The organism is Fervidobacterium sp. 2310opik-2 (assembly GCF_011057735.1).
GTDB lineage: Bacteria > Thermotogota > Thermotogae > Thermotogales > Fervidobacteriaceae > Fervidobacterium > Fervidobacterium nodosum.
Window position 1 is genome coordinate 83537 of sequence record NZ_LNGG01000026.1, and the last position, 21072, is coordinate 104608.

The window sequence follows — 21072 nt, forward strand, 5'->3', positions numbered from 1 at the left end:
GTATATTTTTCACTACTCGGTGGTTACCATTATATTATACCTTTAAAAAAATTGCTTGAACAATTGGTGGAAGTACAATTAGAATAAGTAATAACAAATATGTGTTTTGATTTAAGCGAAGTGGTTCAGATAAAATAAGTATAGAAAGTACTGTTGAAATATTAATTATAAGAACGAACCATGGTTTTATTTTAATATTTTTTCTTTTTGTAAAAGCAATTACACTTAAGCTGTTGCTAATAATTAATCCAAGAATAAGACCTACAATACCAAACGCAAGTTCAACCATTCCACCAAAAGTATAGCCAAATAAAATTCCTAAAGCATAACCAAGTGTAGCAAATAGAATTTCCACAATCAGGGAAATTAAAAGAATTTTGAATCGGAATTTAAGTCTGCTAATCATAAATTTTCCTCCATAAAGATTGTAAAATTTAACTAGTTAATATTATTGTATCATAGTGATATAATATTAATTAACTATAATTCTGTAATTATGTTACGGGATTAGGAGGTTGACTCTATGCCATATGGATGGAAAGCATGTCCAAGATGTGGTACTGAATGCAGAGATGATGAGGAACACTGCTATGAATGTGGTTGGGTTTTTTACAAAAAGTGTTGTCCAAGATGCGGAGAATATTTAAGTGATAATGTAAAAGTTTGCCCAGAGTGTGGATGGTACTTTTATTGGGATGAGTATATTGGTGAAGACGATGATGAATATGATGATTATTATTAATTATTAAAAAAAGGAGGTTTTTTGTGTGACTTTTAAAAAGACTCCTTTCGAATATGAAGAAATACAACCAATGTGGGGGTCCCTTCCGGAAAGATTTATGCCTGTTTGGAATATCTATACCAGAAATTTCTATATCTCTTCATATGTTTGTCCAGAATGTGGAAGACTTATGGCGAAAACTGTTTTCCCTTCAGATTATTCATTTCAAACAACAGATGGTGCGAAAAAAGTACCGAGGATATTTGTTTGTGGAAATTGCCAAACCTTCCACATTCCCTCGCCTGGTTACAAGCTTTCAAGTAATAACGGTTATTATTACAAAGCAAAAGACTATGATGAATTTGAAAAATTGGTCAAAGAGTTGGATAACGCTGGTTCAACAACTGGAAGAAGAAATACTCTGTATAACGAAGGCTGAGAAGCTGTATTAGATAAGTTTAGATATATAAATTCACCAATGTGAAGCTTTATCACCCCACTTTCCTTGGTTTTTGTTTTTATATTAATTACATAGAAGAAAAATAAGCAAAAAGTGCTATTAAAAACAATATCGTAGTTAAAAATAGTGGGAAAATCAAGAAAATTTTCTGAAGTTTAAGGCTTCTTTTAATTTCTTCATTTTGCCAGATTATTTTTTTCAATTCATCCAATAACTTTTGATTTTCTTCATGAATCGTCTTTTCAAGATTTTTAGCGATATTTTTTATCTCTTGATTTGTTTTCTCTATACTTTTATCTATTCTTCTGGCTACATCTTCTTCCAAAACGTCTACTAAATTGATATGATTTTCTTTTATTTCCTCACTTAATTTATTGAGTTTAGAATTTAATTTTTCTTCGAGGGTTTTGTAATTATTTGTCAAAATGTTCATTAACTCACTGCTGAAATTTCTTGTATGTTTGCTTATTTCATCCAATTTTTCTGCATTAACTTTTTGAAAATTCCCAACTTCTTGCCTTACTTCGTTCAGCAACTTATGATTAATCTCTATAGCTCCACTTATTTTATTGTTTATTCCCATCAAATCATTTGCAATTTGATTGTATTCCTCTTTGTTAGCTTTCACTTCTTTGCTTATTCTTTCAATTTCGCTTACTATTTTTGAAATTTTCTTGATATTTTCCACTTCATTTTCCAAATCGTCTATAGTACTTTTCAGCTTTTCAACGTCAATCATAAAAAACCTCCTTCAACTTCATTCTTTTCAATCTGTTTAATTGCTCTTCGAGAATTATACTCAAGCTGTAATAATCACCTAGTTCTTTGTAAACTCTTTCTACTTCTGTTGGTAAGATTGAGAGTAGAATCTTACTGAGTTCGACTTTTGAATATTCGTCTTTGAACAAATCTTTTAGCTTCAAAATTCTTTGAAAGATAGCTCTTTGTACTTTTTCATCGTATGTCTTTATCTGTTCAAGCGCCGACTCCATTCTTGGGCGGCCATCTTGATTTTCAAAGTCATTGAGCATAAGCCTTATCATACCACTGATGAAATTCAAACCTGTGTTGTACCTATAACTTTCAAGTAACCTTGTCAAGCTACCCTTTATTTCTCCAGCATCGTTTTTGTTAATAAATTCACCGTTGGGTTTATAAAACACCTGGAACCATACTTCATAGTCAGTTGGGTTTTGGGCAATGTGGTCTAGAATGTAAGATGTTTCTGTAAATCTGAAGTATCTCTCAAGCTCTTCCCTAAAGCTATCACTATCCTTAAAGTTTTCACATAGCTCCATAACATTTTTAATAGCTTGTCTTCGATTGTAAACAATGTTATCGTATATCCATTCGAGAAGAATTTTAAATGCTTTATCATAGAAGTCTAGTGAGTTATCAACATATATACCAACGTATTTTCCATATTTACTGTTATTAATATACCTTTCATCTAAAGAGAACTCTTTGTCGTATTTATTAATGTAGTCAACTAATGCTTTGAAGACCTTCTCTTCGTTGTAATCGTAAAAATAAACTTTTATAACTTCCGAACCCTCTGTCCAATTTTCTATTGTCCAATCGTCGACAATTTTTAACAGGCTCAATCTATATATCACTTTTTGAAGCTCTGAAAAGCTAATATTAACAGCTCTACAGTCTATCAACCCAACTTTACGAGGCCTAGCAAATCCTAAAAATACAAATTTCATGAGCCTAAATTCTTCGTTTACTCCTTTATTGTTACCAAGCCATAGGAAAAATATCCTTAAAACATCGTTACCGGAAAAACCGTATTTTTTCTGAATTTCTCCTATTCTCTCAACAGATGTATTAGGATTAAATAATTCATCCAACTCGTGTTTAGGTATATTTTCTTTGCTGTATATCACATAACACTCGGCGGGCTCTTTGTCTCTTCCGGCTCTACCTGCTTCTTGATAAAGAGCTTCTAAAGATGCTGGTAGGCCAAAATGAATCGTGTACCTTATGTTTGGCTTATCAATTCCCATACCGAATGCTTTCGTTGCAACTAACAGAGGAAATCTGTTTTCTTTGTAATCCACCTGAACTTTACGTTTGTATTCTTCAAATTCTTTTTCGTCCATAACTTTTGTTTTTCTTCTAAAAGATTTAACCTCTGGTATATCGCCAGAGTACCACCTTATATCTTTACCAAATATTCCTCTAAGTTCTTTTGATAGACTATAGCATCCATATTGACCATTTTTGAATAGGGTGAATACAAGACCTGATTGGGTCTGTTCACCTTTTAATTCGAATATATTTCTTTCTCTATTAAGTTTATCTATTAGGTTTTTAAGAAGTTCTTTCTTCAATTCGTAATTTCCAACTTCATCTTTGTGAACAAAAAACTTCAACTCAGGCCTTGTAAATTTAGCCAAAGTTCTTATGTTTCCCGAACCAATTCCAAATTCGGCTTTGAGGTCTTCTAAAACAAACGATGAAGCTGTAGCGGTTAACCCCAAAAGAGAAGCTGATGGACAGTATTTTCTTATCGTTCTTATCAAATTTAAATACGATGTTCTGAAATCGTGCCCCCATTCGGAAAGACAGTGAACCTCATCGATAACCGCTAAAGCAATGTGCTGTTCACGATTTAATTTGCTTAAATATTCTCTAAATTCCTGTATTTGGAATCTTTCTGGAGAAATCCATATGAAAAGATATTTCCCATCGGAAAATTCCTTACCTATCTTTGCTTTCTCCTCATAAGTTAAATCACTTGTTATATAATTTGTTCTTGTTATGTAAAATTTATCTAAGTTATACTTTTGGTCATACATTAACGATTTTAGAGGTGACACAACAAAACTTATAGCAGGTTGCAGCAAAGCGGATAATTGATAGCATAATGACTTTCCGCTACCAGTTGGGAGCAAGCCAATAATGTCTTTCCTTGCCAATGCGTCAATTATTATGGGTACCTGGCCAGGATAGAATTCTTTAAATCCGAAAATATTTCTCAAAAAGAACCTTAGAGCGTTAACGTCATTTTCATCCTTTTCATTCAAATTGTATTTAATAGGTTCGGTGGTACAAACCTTGAAATAATCCTCTTCTTCAAAGTAATCAGTCCTGACGTATATAACTTCTGGATAGTCTAAATATTCATCTGTCCATCTTTTCATTACACTGAAGTCTATGTTTACGTAACCTTCATCAAAAACGAATTCAGAATAATCTTTGCAGTATCTTACATTCACCCTCGGCCTTTTGAATTTTATCTTATTAAGCTTAAACAAATTCTCTAACCATATGAAAGTGTCTTCGATCGCCATCTCGGCAAAGTTTTCTGCATCATGACTTAAGATATTGAAATTCCAAACCTCAGAATCGATATCAAGAACTTCTCTTTGGAGCAATTCAATTAAAAGTATTTGAAAACGTATAACTGCCGTCGCTAGAATTGCTTTTTTGAAATAGCTTCCTTTGTAAAATTCAGTGTCATAAATCAACAAAAGGTAATTGTATAATTTTTTATCAATTATAATTCTGTTTAAAAGCTTTAAGAGCGTAAGCATTTTGTAATTTAAATATCCCTTATTTTCCTTCAATTCAGACAATTTTATAAATAGATTTATTTCCTTATCTTCAATATCATAAACTTTATTCACTTGATAATATCTACCGAAAAGACTACTTAAACTATGCTTAAGTTTGGATTTTTTGTCGTAAACATAAATAAAATCTTCTGAGTATTTATCACTAAAATACCTATTATTTTCTTGTGTTCTATTATCTTCGTGAATTATATGTATATTCAAGTTCAATGGTGGCAAACGAAAAGTTACCGTTCCATCTTCGTACAGCTCAGGCAAGATTAATTTCTGAGCAAAAGAAATGTCGAATAACAAAGGTTCTGAGTTATATCTAAAATATTCATTTACTTCTTTGTTTGGTTTAAAATACTCAAGTATGTCTTTTTCATAGAATTTTCTAATTGCTTTATCTTTAAATACTCTTTTCCATTTAGGAATATCGTTATCGATGAGTAAGATTTTTTTGTTAAATTCTCCCATCAAATGAAGTTTCCCTATACGTTCCTGGAGATATTCGGACATAACTGTGGGACAGCCTCTTTGAAGGATATTTTTCAAAACGCAATATATGGGATAGTACTTTCCATTTTCATTTCTATGCTTTTTTAAATTTGCTATCACAAAGTTATTACTGGTATTTACATAACCAGCCGTAAACTTTTCCATATATCACACTTGCGCCCCTTTTACTAATTTTTATTCTTTCTCCTCAATTCTACTCGCTTGTCCAAGTCCCATTGTTGTTTTGTAACCAACACCTGAGTAAAATGCGAATCGCGATAAAATATTCATTGCTTCTGTTATCTTTTCATCTTCTGGTGCCTCAAAAGTTACAGTGCCAACAAAACCTTGCATATAATAACCTGGGAGGTAAACTCTCTTTTGTACCGTATCGTTGTATACAACCTTTATTTGATCAAATCTATCTTTCAAGCCGTCATCAAGCTTTATTTTGCTGTAAGTATTAAATTTGAGCAACAAGCTTGTGAAAACCTTGCTTGGATCTGGCTCTCTCAGATGGATGTCTCCGATTTTAAAAAGTGTGGGAGTGTAGAATTTCATAGTTACTTGTTTATCAGTATTATCATATTCAAACAACTCTTCTTCAGAGATATATCCAGACCATCTATTTAAATTACCTATCGAAAAAGAATCAACAACAAACTCAGCTTGTTCTATACTAACACCTTCGTTAAGCAATTTTGTCTCAAAAAATCTGCTCGAAAATATTTCAAACAATCTATCTTCAAGAAAAGTAACACGAATATGATACGGTTTACCTTTCTCAACAGTAAGGGGCTTACTAACGTTTTGACCAATAAACGAAGAAACTGTGAATGATTTATTTGAAATATTGGAGTGAAGAACCGTGCTAAGTTGCTCATCTGCTTCTTTTAGTAATTTAAAAAACCAACCGTGGATTTTTTTACCTATAAAATTGCTGATAACTGTATCATTCTGAGCTATTAAGGTTATAGTTGAGCTGTAAAACAAGATAATCACTCCCCTAAAGAATAAATTTCGATATCATTGTTAGAGCAACATCTATTTTCTCCAACACCTGAGTATCTAAGAAACTTTACAAGCGCAACAGTTTCCGAAGTCATTATATTGAACAAATAATAATACTTACCTTTTTTTCTTTTGAAATCAATTGGTATATATCTAGGCGACACATCCAAACCTATATATGCTTTAAAATCTTTAACCGCTTTCGTTAGATTAACAACCTCATCGGAGACGATATAATACTGACCTGGTTTTCCAAAAAGTTCATTGATTGAGATAACTTCAGTAAAGAAATCATCTTTCTCCACTTTGCTTTTAAAATACTTTGGCAATGTAAAAAGCAAATGTTTGAACAATGGTGGGAATGGTGAAGAAACAATTATTAAATTTCCCTTTTTTCTTTTTTTTGGTCCTATTACCCTCAAAGTCCCATCCGGAGAATTAATCAAAAATTGATAAACTTTATTATCAATTTCCTTAATAGCATTAAGTAAAACTTCCCAGGCAGCCTGGGAAGTTGTGATATCTTCCTTTATTATTAATGGAAATCTTCCGATTATTCCATTGTGAACTTTTAGAAAAGGCCTCAATCAAATCTCACCTCGCACCATCCCATTTGAACAGGTGTAAAGAAATCTTCTGAACCTTTTACAATATAATTCCTACTAAGTGGTGCGCGCATGTTACCAACGTATTTTATAATATTCCTAATTTTAATTCTATTTTCCTGACTTAACATTGGGAATAGGCTGGTAAACATCAATCCTCCGCCATCACCTATACGGATTTTGTGTTTGTTGTTTTCCAAATTTCGATAGAACATTATTAGTTCATTCAAATTCACATTTCTCAAAGAGCTGCTTCTGTACCCTTCAAACATGCTAAGTTCATCTTTTAGTGCAGTTGAGTAGTATTCGTTTAGTAAATTGAATATGCCATCTAATGTAAGGTTATCTAAGAGTTTTTTATCATAATTCAATCTCTCATACTTCTTAAGATTCTCTAATCTTTCGTGATCAATTTTTATATAAAACTCAAACTCTGTACCTTGTGGAATAGTTTCTACGAGGAAAGACCTTCCTCTTTTTCTAACTATGTTTCCGTTCGTAAAATTAATTATCTCTGCTCTCCATATCTCGGTCTTTGTATTTACGATATTTGTATCAGATACAATTACAAATCTGAATAAGTCATTGTGTATTTCTTTACTTTGAGCTCTAAATTCATTGTTTATGTAATCATTTGTGCTTTTAAAGCTCTTTTTACCATATTTAATATCGTTGTTTAGATTTTCTTCAAACTTCTTCTTATCTTTCGAATATATAAGTTGTGAAAAGGCAAGCCTCAAAACTCCCTTTATGGAACTCCCCGGAATATAAACACCTCCACTTGGATGGTGGAGCATTTCATGTACTTCATTAAAGCCACTTTTACTTTTATCAAGATTAAATTTTAAACTGACTTCGTACAGATATTCATCATCTTTAAGTTCCCTATTCAATCTTATTAGGTTATAATCCAATGCATTGGAAGAATTATTGTAAAATCCCTTCAATGATAATCTGTAATATCTATTTCCAGCATTTGCAAGTGTAAAGAATGGGTATTTTTCACCACTTCCTACTCTTAAAGGGGTTAATAATTTAAGTTTCACTTTACGCCATTTCTCGAATTCGCTTGACACGTTAAGCACCCCCACAAAATTACAACACCAAACATATTGGAGTTGTTTGAATAAAGAAATCGCTACCTTCGATAACTCCCCTTCCCTGCGGTTTGAAAGTGAATACCGAGCCAGCATCAACAAAATTTATTTCATATTTTCTCACCATCTTATCTTTCTTTACTCCTGCTTTTCTTTTCAATTTATAAAACCCTTCGTTTAGTTTTCCGTATTCATCTTCGTTAGGAACATAGTACCCAAGAGTTATGTAATAATTTCCAGTTTCATTTTCAAATTCTGGAGGTACTTTTTGGAATTCTGGTATAAATATACCAAATCCATATGTATTATCCGCCCCTATTCCTGAATCACCGAGCACTTTCAATATTGTAACAAGTTCTGTCTCAAACTCTTTTGTTAAATCAACAAGTATAACAGGTGTATAATTACTATTTATCCTAACTACCTCCATGGAATACATCAGGGAACTATTTGTGATTCTGTCTAAAGCATTACGTGTAACCAGTTGTTTTGTTAATATACTTTCAGATTTAACAAATCCCACCACATCAGAATTTTCTACTTTACCCTTTTTAATAATCTCTTTCAAAAAACTCAGTTTAACGTATTTGGACTTTTTAATAGGCTTAGGGTTGTCGAAGTCCATAGTGTCTATAATATACGGTTTTGGAATCAAATACTCGTTATCTTGTTTAAAAAACATATTTGAAACTTTCAAATTTAAGGCAAAGTCTTTTGCTTTTTCCGGAAAAAGTCTGTACGCCCAGTAAACCATTGCACCATGTAGCGTATCTGAAGAAATAACTTCATCTGTACTATCAGACTCAGCTATTGGAGCTGTCCTAAAACCCGTTTTAAAATTAAGGGAAATTAAGAATTTCATTTATTCCACCTCGGAATTATAAATTTGTCAAACATTTTTTTCTTTAAGTTTCTTTATGGCCTCGCTTAATGATGTTTTCTCTTTAATGATTACCTTAACTTTACTTTCATCATTTTTAATATAATATTCACTTGGTTTGTAGAACATTTCTGTTATTTCAAATTTAACGCGACCATATCCTCTACTCCCAGAACCACCTATATAATCTTCTTCGATAAGCTCGAGAACTTTCAAAATATTCAATATATCTTCATCACTAAAGTTTTGAACAGCACCTTCTCCTTTTAAATAGTCGATATCTGTATAAATTATTTCAAACTCAAATTCAACACCAGCGGGCACACGTTCAGTTTGCCTTGGGCTTGAAAATGAAGTAATTCTGTCAAGTGTATTTTCAGACTTAATTTCAGCATACGGTGTATCTGTATCCATCATTTCCAAAAGCCTAATGGATTCTTCTGTAAGGTGCGCATCTCTAACAATTATTCTTCCTGGAATATTCTTTGAATCATTACTATGATTTCTCTGGTCATCAGATGCCCCGTAAACTCTACACACAACGCATGTTGGATCGTCACACTCATGTCTTCTAACAGGTTTTCCACCAGAACGATGTTCTCTATTTAAAGGAAGTTTGTTAAGTTTTTCAGATAATGATCTCATCTTGCCTTTAAGTGAACTCCCCGGAATATATGGTTGACCATTAAGTGGGTTTCTTATTATTGGATTATCAACACCACCAATAGCAAAACCAGCTTCTGTACCACCTATTCTCATTCCAGTCAAAAGTCTAATAACCCCTCTTATAACAAACTTACCATTTAATCTTGCAACTGCAGTACTCATACAATCTGTCCCCCTTTATTATTTTCTATTTTCTTTACTCTTTTTCTCTTCAAGTTTTGAATAAGCAACAACTGCATCAATGTATTTTTTGAATTTATCAAATGTTTCTTCGTCATTGACTTCATCAACTAACGATGTAATTTTTGAATTTAAAGCTTCGTAACCTTTTACTCCCCTTCCTTCTTGATAAGCTAAGAAAGCTTTAATAAATTTCAGTTCTTCTATCGCCTCTTTCAATTTATTCTTACGAGTGTTTTCGTCACCTATCCTGTATGTGTTATACCTTGTCCATAATTTTGTAACATGGGAATGTAGTTTTCTAATCTGATTAGTGTTTATTCTTGCAACTTTACTGAAACTCTCTGCGTCTTTTAAAATTTCATCAACACTCTTTTTTAGTATCCCTGACTTAGATTGAGTCAAATTCAAACTACTCATAACCTCTCCCCCTTACAGATTGTGTTTTTTAAAAAATTACTTAATACTCAATACACTCGGTATACTTAGTTTAAAAATCCTTTAGAATTCTAAAAAAGAATAATTAAACCTCTTTAACACCTCCCATTAAAGCTGTAAAATGAATAATTTTCAAAAAATAGAATTATTTTCTGACCAATAAATCTAAAAATTGTGAAATGAGATTTATTTTTGCGTTTACCAAATCTAAATCTTTTTCTGTAACGTTTTCATAATTACTCATGAGCAGTGTCAACAAATTCTCATCTTTTTCCTTTGTCTCTCTTGCGTACAAATACGCATAGTAAGCATGTGCAAGAGGCGTATTTTCGTAAGAAATATTCAAAGCTTTACGAATCAAACTTCTATCAACATATGTGGCTAAGCTTTCTGCTTGAGAATAAAGCTTGTACAATTCATCAAATTCCGCCCACTTTAAAGTCAGATTTTTCTCTAACTTACCACTTACTTTTCTAACCGCATTTGTAAAAGCTATGCTATCTTTTCCATTACCTTTCGCAATACCTTCGGCTTCTTCTACCGCTTCTTTAACTGACTTAATTCCTTCCCTATCATTGAAAACTACACAACCTGCAGAAAATGATAAAACATTCGATGATATAAACTTGATAAACTCATCACGCAATAATTTAGAAAAATCTACTACATCTTTCCAATTTCCTAAAAGGAATAAATCGTCACCACCAGCGTAAACAAGCGTGATTTTCTTATCTTTTAGTATATGGACTATTTGCTGCTTGAAAAAGTACGTTAGCAAACTAGAAACCATGCTTGAAATAAAAATCGAAGATTTCTTAAGATTATTTCTAAAGAAATTACCAAGATTATCAACATCTGCTTGAAACGCTGCTAGTTTTTTACCTGGAGCGCTTCGAACAATTTCACTTAAATCTTGACTGTAAGAATAATACACAACATCAATCGGAGAAACATCAAACTCATTTACCAAAATCTCAGACAAATTTCTTATTTTAAAGCCTTTAAAATTACCTGATTTGCTAATTTCTTTTACGAATTTGTAATTCCTACCAAGTATTTCGAACCCTTCATGACCTTCTTCCTCGACTATATAAATATTTTCTGGATCCATAATTTCTCTTCCAAATATATATTGCATCCTACAAAAATCACACGCGATTTTTTCGCCTGAACCGCTTACAATTTCGTAAAGTTTATCAACTTTTCTTCCACATATTCTGCAAACTTCAAGGCCACGAAGGTTAAGCGGCTCAAAAACTTTTTTCATATTTTCGATTGAAACAGATTTGTATTTCTTGACTCTAAGCTTCTTTGATAAAGTTGAAAATACTTCTTGCAAGTTCTCCTTAGCGTCTTTCAGACTAAATTCAGTCCAATCTATAACCACAGAAATATCTAATCTTTTATCTATAAACCATTCGTTTATCTCTTTGATAGCATTCAAAATTTTTTGTTTGAAAGACTCAATATTGGGAACTATCAGATAGAAATGGCCCCCACCAATAAAATAGACATTCAACCTACTCAAATCACATGCTGACAATAATTTATCAACGATAATTTCTTGAACAAACTCAACAAAGAAACTCCGACCGCGATAAGACCTCAAAGCCCCACGGCTAGAAACATTAGAAATAAAACTTTGGATACCGGATATATCCCCACCAATTAACATCAAAACATTATCCGAAAAGGACAAATTATCTAAAGTTTTATTTTCCTCTTCACAGTATCTTCTGATTGAACCACTTAGGAGAGCAAACAACTTAGAGTATTGATACACGCTAACACTCTGATCGAGTGGCTCTGAAAAAGACACAAAACTAAAATATTTCTTTACCAATCTATCTGCCAAATTGAAACTTAGATTATCACCAAATTCTGAGACTTCTTTTCTAAATTCCCCAACAATTCTTTCTATGCTTTTACTAATGTTATCATCCAAATTTGTTGTACAGGAAACATAATCACCGTACTTGGAAGGCATAAACCAGACTGGATTTGAGGAAGATACATCTAGGTAATTAAAGATATTTCTCATGGGAGATATCTTAATTTCTTTGTCATTAATTTCAAAAAACTTAATTTTAATAAAATCAGAATATTCATCAGATTGTAAATCAGTATCTACCAAATTCGAAAGCTTAAGCAGATAAAAAAGAGCATTAACATCCCTATCCACACGTATTCCCCCTTTGAAAAAAATTCTTCTTGTTAGTTAACTATATCACAAAATACAGTAATTTCAATTGTTATATTTTAGTATTATTAAATTTTGAAAATTATGAATAAAGAAAAAATTTGAAAAAATCAAGTTTTAAAAGCCTTATTATTCTAAATTAATAACCTTGTTCAAAGATGTTCCGCCCTATTATATTGTCTCAGTTTTTTTACTTTCATTAAATGCGACAATAATTAATAAAAATAAACAATTACCTCTAGCGTTCATAACATTTGTGCTTTTTGCAGAGAAGCCCCTTCTAAATACCCTTGAGACATTTACTAGATTTCAAATGGAGGGATTAGTATTTACATACTTCCAACTTAATCTACTCATCAATATTATATTTATTTTGCGAATTAATTTAACAAACAAACGCAAGGTGGTTAAAAGCCACCAAAATCTTTTCAGGCAAATTTCTATCTTCTTAAGAAAAAATTTTTTATTAAAAAAATGAGCTTTATCCTTTATTCCTAAGAAATAGTTCAAACGAACTGTTTCAATAAATTATAATTCCAATTTCTTTCAGAAATTAATTCCTTACTGAGATAGGTGATATCACTTTATCATGGAAAACTTCGCTAGCGCGTTTCCATCTCTTTCAGAGAGAATTTCCTTCCTAAGTAAAGGTTTCTACGAAGAGATTTTTGAGATTCTTCAAGTATGTTTCCATCTCTTTCAGAGAGAATTTCCTTCCTAAGCGTAAGACGTGATCCAAAGAAACACCGCCAGCGCGGGGCGGGTTTCCATCTCTTTCAGAGAGAATTTCCTTCCTAAGTATGGTAAGCTTGATGATACAAATCCTCAGCCTAATGGGCTGTTTCCATCTCTTTCAGAGAGAATTTCCTTCCTAAGTTCAAACAAGGTGAGGAATCATGGGCAGCATCGTTGGACAGTTTCCATCTCTTTCAGAGAGAATTTCCTTCCTAAGTAATGTTCATATATATGATTGAAAGATCGTAACACAGAAAGTTTCCATCTCTTTCAGAGAGAATTTCCTTCCTAAGAAGTATTCTCAGCGTGGCAGCCATCATTATAGGCGTCACGGTGTTTCCATCTCTTTCAGAGAGAATTTCCTTCCTAAGGTGGCAGATACATATTCAATTAAATAAAGGAGGCGAAAGTAGTTTCCATCTCTTTCAGAGAGAATTTCCTTCCTAAGGAAGAGGCTGGCGAAAGCCAGCCTCACGGACCAGGATTTCGTTTCCATCTCTTTCAGAGAGAATTTCCTTCCTAAAACAACTCATAGCCGCAGAAAGAGCAGTTATCAAGCAACAGTTTCCATCTCTTTCAGAGAGAATTTCCTTCCTAAGTAGCGCGTAGAAGAGGGTTCCAGAGGATCTATTTCTCTTTTGTTTCCATCTCTTTCAGAGAGAATTTCCTTCCTAAGTGAGAAAAGTGTTCGAAAACTTTGAAAGGGTTCTTTACTTGTTTCCATCTCTTTCAGAGAGAATTTCCTTCCTAAGTGATTTTCCAAGAAAACGTAATAATAGTAACAACAAGAGGTTTCCATCTCTTTCAGAGAGAATTTCCTTCCTAAGTGGAAAGTATATTATCGGTCTGTAGAGGTTTGGGGCTGAGGTTTCCATCTCTTTCAGAGAGAATTTCCTTCCTAAGGAGGGCGGCCTGGTGGAAATGGAAACAAGTAAGTAGTTGGTGGGGGTTTCCATCTCTTTCAGAGAGAATTTCCTTCCTAAGCGAAAGAACAGCAATTAATATTGCTGTTCTTGAGCAAAATGTTTCCATCTCTTTCAGAGAGAATTTCCTTCCTAAGAAAAGGACATTTTTAATAGATCTCGTCAGGACCGCCTTAAGTTTCCATCTCTTTCAGAGAGAATTTCCTTCCTAAGTTAATATTGCTGTTCTTGAGCAAAATTGAAAGGAGGTGGGTTTCCATCTCTTTCAGAGAGAATTTCCTTCCTAAGCCTTAAGGAGGCTGACTTACGTCAGCCTCCCCGACCAGGAGTTTCGTTTCCATCTCTTTCAGAGAGAATTTCCTTCCTAAGTCGGTGGTCAGAGGCGGTCCTCCGGCGGGAAGAAGTAGTGGTTTCCATCTCTTTCAGAGAGAATTTCCTTCCTAAGACAAAAAGAAATAGGGGGCCCACCTCCCCCCTTTTTTGGTCGTTTCCATCTCTTTCAGAGAGAATTTCCTTCCTAAGGAAAGGACTTTGTTGCTAGATCTCGTCAGGACCGCCTTAAGTTTCCATCTCTTTCAGAGAGAATTTCCTTCCTAAGACTCACACACGTCCCACTCAAAATCACAGAAGAAGATTATGTTTCCATCTCTTTCAGAGAGAATTTCCTTCCTAAGAGCTCAAGTCTATAGAAGAGCGTAACTTCGTAATGTACAAGTTTCCATCTCTTTCAGAGAGAATTTCCTTCCTAAGCAAAAGGAATAACACAGAGTAACAGCGCGCACACCTTAGTGTTTCCATCTCTTTCAGAGAGAATTTCCTTCCTAAGTCATCATCACTTAGCAAGTCTTTTGAAAAGTCTTAGTTTCCATCTCTTTCAGAGAGAATTTCCTTCCTAAGTGTGTAATTGCACCAGCTTTGAGCCTGCGTTCGAGCTCACTTGTTTCCATCTCTTTCAGAGAGAATTTCCTTCCTAAGCCTTAAGGAGGCTGACTTACGTCAGCCTCCCCGACCAGGAGTTTCCATCTCTTTCAGAGAGAATTTCCTTCCTAAGGGTTACCTTCCAAAATAAGCATAAATTCTATTATCTTGGAACGCGATTTTCCCTACCTCAAAAGTTTGATTGTCTAAAAAATTTTTAGTTTGACTAATTTTGCTTTTATCTTCTTTATTCATGCCGATTCCCAACCTATTTTTTAGCTTGTTACCATTTAAATTAGCATGATTAATTGCTTGGTTTAATCTCTTCACAATCGAAATATGGTTGTAATAATAGGTAGGGAAACGGTATTTCGTAATGCTAACATTCTAAGATATTTCTTTATTTATGCGCTTTTCTGAATTTTAGTCAAGCTAAAAAGTTGAGAGGATCAATTATTTATGCCGATTTTGGATTGATTGAGTTTTTAGTGCTGTTCAAAAATGATTTTATTTAAATGCAATTAAGATTATTGCGAATGATTATCAACACTTTATGGGAGTTTTTGATTTTTTGGTATTCTTTGATTAAATTATACCATATTTTCTTCTTTTTTTGTCAATGAAATTTTTAAGTCAGGGAGGATTGTCGTGTGAACTAGAAAAAAAGATTCCCCCTCTTTTTGGCAAAGAGGGAGAATCTTTTAGAAAGGAAGGAAATAAAATAAAAATGCAGAATGGTTTTTGATACTTATCGTTTAGTTTAGTTAAATCTTCCGTATCCATAGTTTGTTTTTGCACCTATTCCATATTTTCTAAGCATATCAAATAACGCGTTTTCAATTTTCTTTCTTAGGTTTTCGTCTATTTCTTCTTCCGCGAGTACTGTAAATCTAAAGGTGCCTTTCCCAACGGTTATATATGTTACTGGAATGGGGTTGTACCAATCGTTTGGTGTTTCTCCTTCCATGTAGTATTTCTGGAAATGGTTGTTTACTATGTCTATACTGAATTTTACTTCGCCAACAGGGTAAGCATCTAGGAATATTACGTCTCCTTTTTGGTCTTGGCTGCCAAAAATTATTGTATATTCTTTTTCAGAAAGTATTTTCTCAGTTTCGCAATAGTAAGCTAACGCGCCTTTTATCGAACTTGCTGGTATTACTGGTATTCCGTAATTTCTCGAAAGTGTTATGCCTACTTCCGTTATAGATGGTAAGCCACTTCCAATTAGTAATCGTGTTTTTAAGGTTAAATTTTTATCGAATATCACCATATTTCTTTCTTTGAATTCGTTGACTATTTTGTTTCTTCTTTCATCGATAAATGAGAAAGAAAGTTTTGACATTTGATTTAAGTTATTTAGTATTTCACCTAGTTTGTTTTTGGCCTTTTCAATGCTTTTGTATTTGAGATATAAGTATTTGTCCCAATATAGGCTTTTGTTTTCACTGTTAAAATCCACGCGATTCACCTCCTTATGATCGGATTGACAAGTTACGCGTTTATTGTGTTTCTTCTTCAGATAATAGTATATCGGCGTATCTTCTTAACCACTTGACTCCTTCAAGCGCTGTCATTTGAATTTGTAGATATTTTGATTGCATAATTTCTTCAGTATTATCAGGATTGGTTATTTTTTCAACAAAGTCTTTCTCGCCTGTTTTTTCTTCGATAATCTTGTTGAGATGATCTAAAATTGCTTTTCCAGCTTGACCTTTTTCTTTAGCTTTTATAAACACTATCGCACCAGCTAATCCATTTTGCACTATTAAGCTTCCCAAACCTTTAATTCTTGAAACATATTTCTTTCTTTCAGAACTATCTTGAACGTTTTTTTCAAAGTCTTTAACACACTCAGCAGCAAGTTTAGCTATTTTAGTCATTATTTCACCTCCACAGATTTGAGAGAAACTAAGCCTTTTCCAACACTTTCTTTTCCACCAATTGTCATTGTTTTGTTATCAATTTCTTTTTTGAGTTCTTCTATTAAACCATTTTTTGCATATATTGTTTCTCTAACGACAAAGAATAGAACGGTATCTTGTGGAAGATATTCTTCGTACCATAGAGCACCTTCTTGGACTGTTCCTTTAGTTTTATCTATCCTTATTCTCGGCATTATTTCTGTGAAAGCTTCTAAGATTTGTGAGAACGTTTTATCACTGACAATATATATATCTTTCTTCATTTTATCTTTTATGTATTCAACCGAAGCGATATTTGTAGCAATGCATTCTGAAACTTCTTCTACCCAATCAAGTTCTTCATGCGCAAAGCTTAATTCTTCTACCCAAACTTTTCCTTCTGGAACGTTATTTGCAGAGTATATTTTTCCGTCTTCGAATACCTTGTTTTGAATTTTTTCGACGATATCTGTTTTGTCTAAAGCTTTGAAAAATCTAATGAGCGCAAGAGGAGATGTTACCCAAATAAATAGTTTGTCAGGATTTCTTACTGGGAAGAGTAGTATTTTGGCTTCTGAGAAACTTAATTTGCCTGGTGAAGTTTCTTCTTGATCTTTTGGATCACTTCCGAATATTTCTTTTTCTAGATTATTTTCAAATTTGAAGTTTGCTCTTATGCTTCCTTTAATACCTTGAATTATCGGAAATCCTGTTGTTCTTTCTCTTTGAATAGGTAAATCAACAACACCGACATCCATACCCTTACCTGCGTGAATCTGAGACTCAGCATACATAGTGAAAACTAATTTTTTCCCTTCCATTTGTCTTACCTCCTTCTCTGAGAGTTTTTATAGGTAAATAAATCTTCCAAACCCGAATTGATTCAGTTTGCTTTGTGATAAAACTGTTATTCTGTTTTTTGGCATGCCACTGAGATAATAAACAGTACCTGGAGTGACAGCGTGGTACAAAGTCTTTGGTATTCCAATTTCATAGTCCCAACCAGAGATTGGTATTTTCTTTCCAGCTGCTATGGCTTTTATTTTCACTTCTCCAAAGTTAAGGTCTTTTGGTGCTATACCATCTTCGTATATTGCCGGAGTTATTAACATTATTTCGACTATATCGGAGTTCTTTCTTTCTGGCTCTTTGAATATGTCATCTGGAAATTGTTCAATACTTATCTTTGCCCATCTTTGCTTAGCACCTAGGAAGACACCTTCTAACTTTTTCACTAATTCAACTGTTTCTTCACAGTCAGTTATCATGAAAAATCCACCGTTTTTGAATCTGTATAAATTCATTGTGTAGATTAATCCTTCTTCTGTTGATTTTTCATTCCTTTTCAATCCTACCCCGTATTTTGCCTCTATTGTAAAGTTATCAGGGTTAGAAAGTTTGAATGGTTCATTTTTCTGTAACTTTGCTAGCTCTTCTAATTCGATGAAGTATTCGTCTGGCTCAGTGTTGTCGGTAGTTGGTATCCATGCAAGCTGTAAGTCTAGTTCTTCGATACCTGCTTTACCATCTAAATAGACCATCTTTTTGTATTCATCGCCTTTCTTGTATATATTTTTCGGAGCTGGAAAGTAATGTTTCTTAACGCCATTTACTTCAGAATATATATATGGTCCGTAAAGTTTTATTTTTCCTGGGTCATCTTTTGTACCGATTAAATCTTCTATTTCCTTTGTTATCGCTGGCTTTTTGTGATACTCCAAATTTATTCCAAGTTCTTTCAAAAGCGCACTCCTAATAGCACCGTAAAATGGTAAAGGCGAAGGAAACACAGTTTTTACGATATCACTTGGACCGAATCTTCTTACTTCTCTAAAGCTTACCCAGTCTTCTGGTTCAAAGTAGATTGCGTACAAACTCATCTGTTCTCACCTCGATTCAGAAATTCGATTGTTAGTATAAGCTTTATGGCTGAATTGATGTCAGTTCCATCTTGATTTGCAACTATTTTGAAATAAGCTTTTGTAACTTCAAACAGGTCTTTAAATTCGTGTTTATTTTTGCTTGGAGAACCTGATTTCTCAAATACGTATTCTACGATATCTTCAATATAGTCTTTACCAAGTACTTCTAAATCCTCGTCCAGAATCTTTCGAAACGCTCTTAATGAGAATTTCAGTTTTTCTGTTTCGTTGTATATTTTGTATACTCTTTCTATAACGTCTAGTCCTTCGTATTCCCATTTGCTATCGACGAATTCCATCTGACCCGATCTTCTTACAGTGGCTATACTAAAAGCGTTCCTTTTAATTTCTTCTTTTGCTCTTTCAATGGCTATTTTAGAATATTCGATTCCTATTCTTAGTGGTGATTTGTGGTTTATTACAGTTATTCCAGCGCTCATTGTGGCATTTTTACCCATCATTGTCGCGTATGGTTTTCCGTTCTTCCAGACTAATTCGTTATCGAATAAGTATTCATCGCCATCGATTATTACTTTCTCTCCACCAACTCCAGAGTATATTTTTCTTAGCTTATTAGCACAAAGCAATACTTTATCAGCGGGTAACACTGCTAAAAGGTCATCGCCGCCTGAATATATAAGCATTCCGTCAAATTCATCTTCAACAACGTATTTTACAAAAGATGAGAATAAACCCATTGTCCTTGAGATGGTTCTTTGGTAAGATGGTGCAAGATATCTTAAATCCATTTTTTCAAGAATTTCTGAACTTTTTAGCCTTTCTCTTACTTCGTCATGAAGTATTTCTGATAACTTTGGTGCAAATGTACCAGATAACAATTTTCCTGCATTGTCACCATCCATCATTAAGAAAGCTATATATGAGTTTTTCAATCGATCTGAAGTATTTTTCTCGTTGACTTTATTTTTTCTCGCAATTTCTTCCGTTGACTCATACCTTATGTTCTTCTGGAGTATTTTTCTTAGTACCCTTTTTGTCGCATTCAACGCACCTAAGTAATCTGTAACTTCTTCTTCATCTTTCTTATCTTTCAATACAACACATGCTCTAACTCCACCACCGAAATCATCTGGGACTCTTTTGTTATCAACTTTTTCATCGCTTGAATAACCTTTGAAGTACCTTATAGCTTTTGATGAGCTCATTTTTGATGAGATTATTTTGAAAACGAATTTATAAAAGTTGCCGGCGTTTTCATTGTAACCTTTATTTTCTTTAATCTTTTCTAATAATTCCTTGTATTGAGTGATTTCTTTTTTAAGTGTTTCATCTTCGCCAAATAATTCGTGAATTCTTCTTTCCACTTCTTTTGCATTGTCTGGCAAATCTATATATGTTGAGTATATTGTTGGGAATAATTCGATTTGCTTTTTGAATTCTTCTTCGTTAATAAAGTCTGGATTATCAATTTCGTTTTTCAAAATGCTCAAAGCTTCACTTGCAATACGTTCCCACTCTTCAATAACTCTTTTACGACACTCTTTAATTACCTCGTCTACCTCATCGCGTGGAACGATTGCTAAAAATGTATTTGGAAGCGATGCAACTTTCTCATCGGCTCTTGGTTGGGTATTTAGTTTAATATCTTTTTCTAAGAGGGTTTTATAAACAAACGGATTACCTCTAAGATACGGATAGATTATATTGTCAAAACCATATCTAAGTCCGATGTATTCTATGGCTTTGTAAATAAGGTGTGAAACTAAATAACTTCCTGCCCAAAGGTCAATAGTCTTTCTTGCTTGTGAAATAACTTCCTGGACACTTGGAATAGAAAATGCAATTAACGCTGGATCAATTTTTCCTTCTTTTTCGGTAGACTTAACAGCAGCAGCTATATCAAGATGGTCTATTATGGAATGATTTGGGACTCTTGTATCAGCAGGGATAAGATACGTAATATTAACTATTTCAGGTAATTCCCACCAAAGTGCATGATAAAACTTTTGGAAATCTTTGCTATTTTCTGAAAAAAGATTTTTCTCTTTAAGTTCTTTTATTTTCTCCATTAAAGTCTTAAGAGCAACTTCTTTATTGAAATTTTCGTAAATCTTTTCTTTTTTCTCTAAACTAATTGGATGTATAAAATAATCTGCTTTTCTAACTTTTATTTGACTTGACTTATCTAATTCAAATGGCAATGGAATTCTATCAAATGCACTTGCTATAATATCTTCTTCTCCTCTTTCTTTTGGAACTTCCGCAATATCACATAATTCTTGAGCAATGCTTTCGTGACCAAATATATCAAAAGCTTTGACTATTGGATCGTGCAATAAAACACTTATCTTGTCTTGCCAATATTTACCGGTAATCAAGTGAATCACCTC

The 21072-nt window shown here is 33.3% G+C and carries 17 protein-coding genes and 1 CRISPR repeat array; of the genes, 2 read left to right on the forward strand and 15 right to left on the reverse strand.

Annotation, left to right across the window (positions count from 1 at the left end; genetic code table 11):
- Positions 1-34 precede the first annotated feature (34 nt).
- Positions 35-406, reverse strand: coding sequence for a hypothetical protein (locus tag AS161_RS08360; RefSeq protein ID WP_164542447.1), 372 nt, complete (start codon positions 404-406; stop codon positions 35-37).
- A 117-nt stretch (positions 407-523) separates the two neighbouring features.
- On the opposite strand from AS161_RS08360, the gene AS161_RS08365 reads away from it, so the two are divergent.
- Entirely contained in the window at positions 524-742 is a 219-nt protein-coding gene (locus AS161_RS08365; protein ID WP_164542448.1) for a zinc-ribbon domain-containing protein, read from the forward strand.
- Between the two features lie 25 nt (positions 743-767).
- Positions 768-1160, forward strand: a complete 393-nt coding sequence (locus AS161_RS08370; RefSeq protein WP_164542449.1) for a hypothetical protein — start codon at positions 768-770, stop codon at positions 1158-1160.
- A gap of 88 nt (positions 1161-1248) precedes the next feature.
- Here the strand turns inward: AS161_RS08370 and AS161_RS08375 are convergent, their stop codons facing one another.
- The 14 genes from AS161_RS08375 to cas10 (AS161_RS08440) form a co-directional block, all read right to left on the reverse strand.
- Entirely contained in the window at positions 1249-1920 is a 672-nt protein-coding gene (locus tag AS161_RS08375) for a hypothetical protein (protein WP_164542450.1), read from the reverse strand.
- Positions 1913-5407 (reverse strand): DEAD/DEAH box helicase, encoded by a 3495-nt coding sequence (locus AS161_RS08380; RefSeq protein WP_164542451.1) that lies wholly within the window; start codon positions 5405-5407, stop codon positions 1913-1915. The genes AS161_RS08375 and AS161_RS08380 overlap by 8 nt, the downstream gene beginning before the upstream one ends.
- A gap of 30 nt (positions 5408-5437) precedes the next feature.
- Complete coding sequence (gene cas6, locus AS161_RS08385; protein ID WP_164542452.1) at positions 5438-6235, reverse strand: CRISPR-associated endoribonuclease Cas6; 798 nt, start codon at positions 6233-6235, stop codon at positions 5438-5440.
- A gap of 5 nt (positions 6236-6240) precedes the next feature.
- Positions 6241-6840 carry a hypothetical protein gene (locus AS161_RS08390; RefSeq protein ID WP_164542453.1) on the reverse strand — a complete coding sequence of 200 codons (600 nt, stop codon included), beginning with the start codon at positions 6838-6840 and terminating at the stop codon, positions 6241-6243.
- Positions 6837-7934: a type III-A CRISPR-associated RAMP protein Csm5 gene (gene csm5, locus AS161_RS08395; RefSeq protein WP_164542454.1), complete on the reverse strand. Its 1098-nt coding sequence runs from the start codon at positions 7932-7934 to the stop codon at positions 6837-6839. The genes AS161_RS08390 and csm5 overlap by 4 nt, the downstream gene beginning before the upstream one ends.
- A 19-nt stretch (positions 7935-7953) precedes the next feature.
- Positions 7954-8817, reverse strand: coding sequence for a type III-A CRISPR-associated RAMP protein Csm4 (gene csm4 / locus AS161_RS08400; RefSeq protein WP_164542455.1), 864 nt, complete (start codon positions 8815-8817; stop codon positions 7954-7956).
- A 27-nt stretch (positions 8818-8844) separates the two neighbouring features.
- Positions 8845-9663, reverse strand: coding sequence for a type III-A CRISPR-associated RAMP protein Csm3 (gene csm3 / locus AS161_RS08405; protein WP_164542456.1), 819 nt, complete (start codon positions 9661-9663; stop codon positions 8845-8847).
- 18 nt (positions 9664-9681) lie between these two features.
- A complete protein-coding gene (gene csm2 / locus AS161_RS08410) occupies positions 9682-10101 on the reverse strand; it encodes a type III-A CRISPR-associated protein Csm2 (RefSeq protein WP_164542457.1) in 420 nt (139 codons plus the stop codon).
- A 163-nt stretch (positions 10102-10264) separates the two neighbouring features.
- Positions 10265-12301, reverse strand: coding sequence for a type III-A CRISPR-associated protein Cas10/Csm1 (cas10, locus tag AS161_RS08415; RefSeq protein ID WP_164542458.1), 2037 nt, complete (start codon positions 12299-12301; stop codon positions 10265-10267).
- Between the two features lie 551 nt (positions 12302-12852).
- A CRISPR array of direct repeats spans positions 12853-15028; the repeat unit is 36 nt; unit sequence GTTTCCATCTCTTTCAGAGAGAATTTCCTTCCTAAG.
- Between the two features lie 627 nt (positions 15029-15655).
- Positions 15656-16357, reverse strand: coding sequence for a type III-B CRISPR module RAMP protein Cmr6 (cmr6, locus tag AS161_RS08420; RefSeq protein ID WP_164542459.1), 702 nt, complete (start codon positions 16355-16357; stop codon positions 15656-15658).
- A 40-nt stretch (positions 16358-16397) separates the two neighbouring features.
- Complete coding sequence (gene cmr5 / locus AS161_RS08425) at positions 16398-16778, reverse strand: type III-B CRISPR module-associated protein Cmr5 (protein ID WP_164542460.1); 381 nt, start codon at positions 16776-16778, stop codon at positions 16398-16400.
- On the reverse strand, positions 16778-17620 hold the full coding sequence (gene cmr4 / locus AS161_RS08430; RefSeq protein WP_164542461.1) for a type III-B CRISPR module RAMP protein Cmr4: 843 nt from the start codon (positions 17618-17620) through the stop codon (positions 16778-16780). The genes cmr5 and cmr4 overlap by 1 nt, the downstream gene beginning before the upstream one ends.
- 27 nt (positions 17621-17647) lie before the next feature.
- The gene (gene cmr3 / locus AS161_RS08435) at positions 17648-18679 is read right to left on the reverse strand and encodes a type III-B CRISPR module-associated protein Cmr3 (RefSeq protein WP_164542462.1); all 1032 of its coding nucleotides are present in this window, start codon (positions 18677-18679) and stop codon (positions 17648-17650) included.
- The gene (gene cas10 / locus AS161_RS08440; RefSeq protein WP_164542463.1) at positions 18676-21060 is read right to left on the reverse strand and encodes a type III-B CRISPR-associated protein Cas10/Cmr2; all 2385 of its coding nucleotides are present in this window, start codon (positions 21058-21060) and stop codon (positions 18676-18678) included. Before cas10 (AS161_RS08440) ends, cmr3 begins: the two co-directional genes overlap by 4 nt.
- Between the last annotated feature and the right edge of the window lie 12 nt (positions 21061-21072).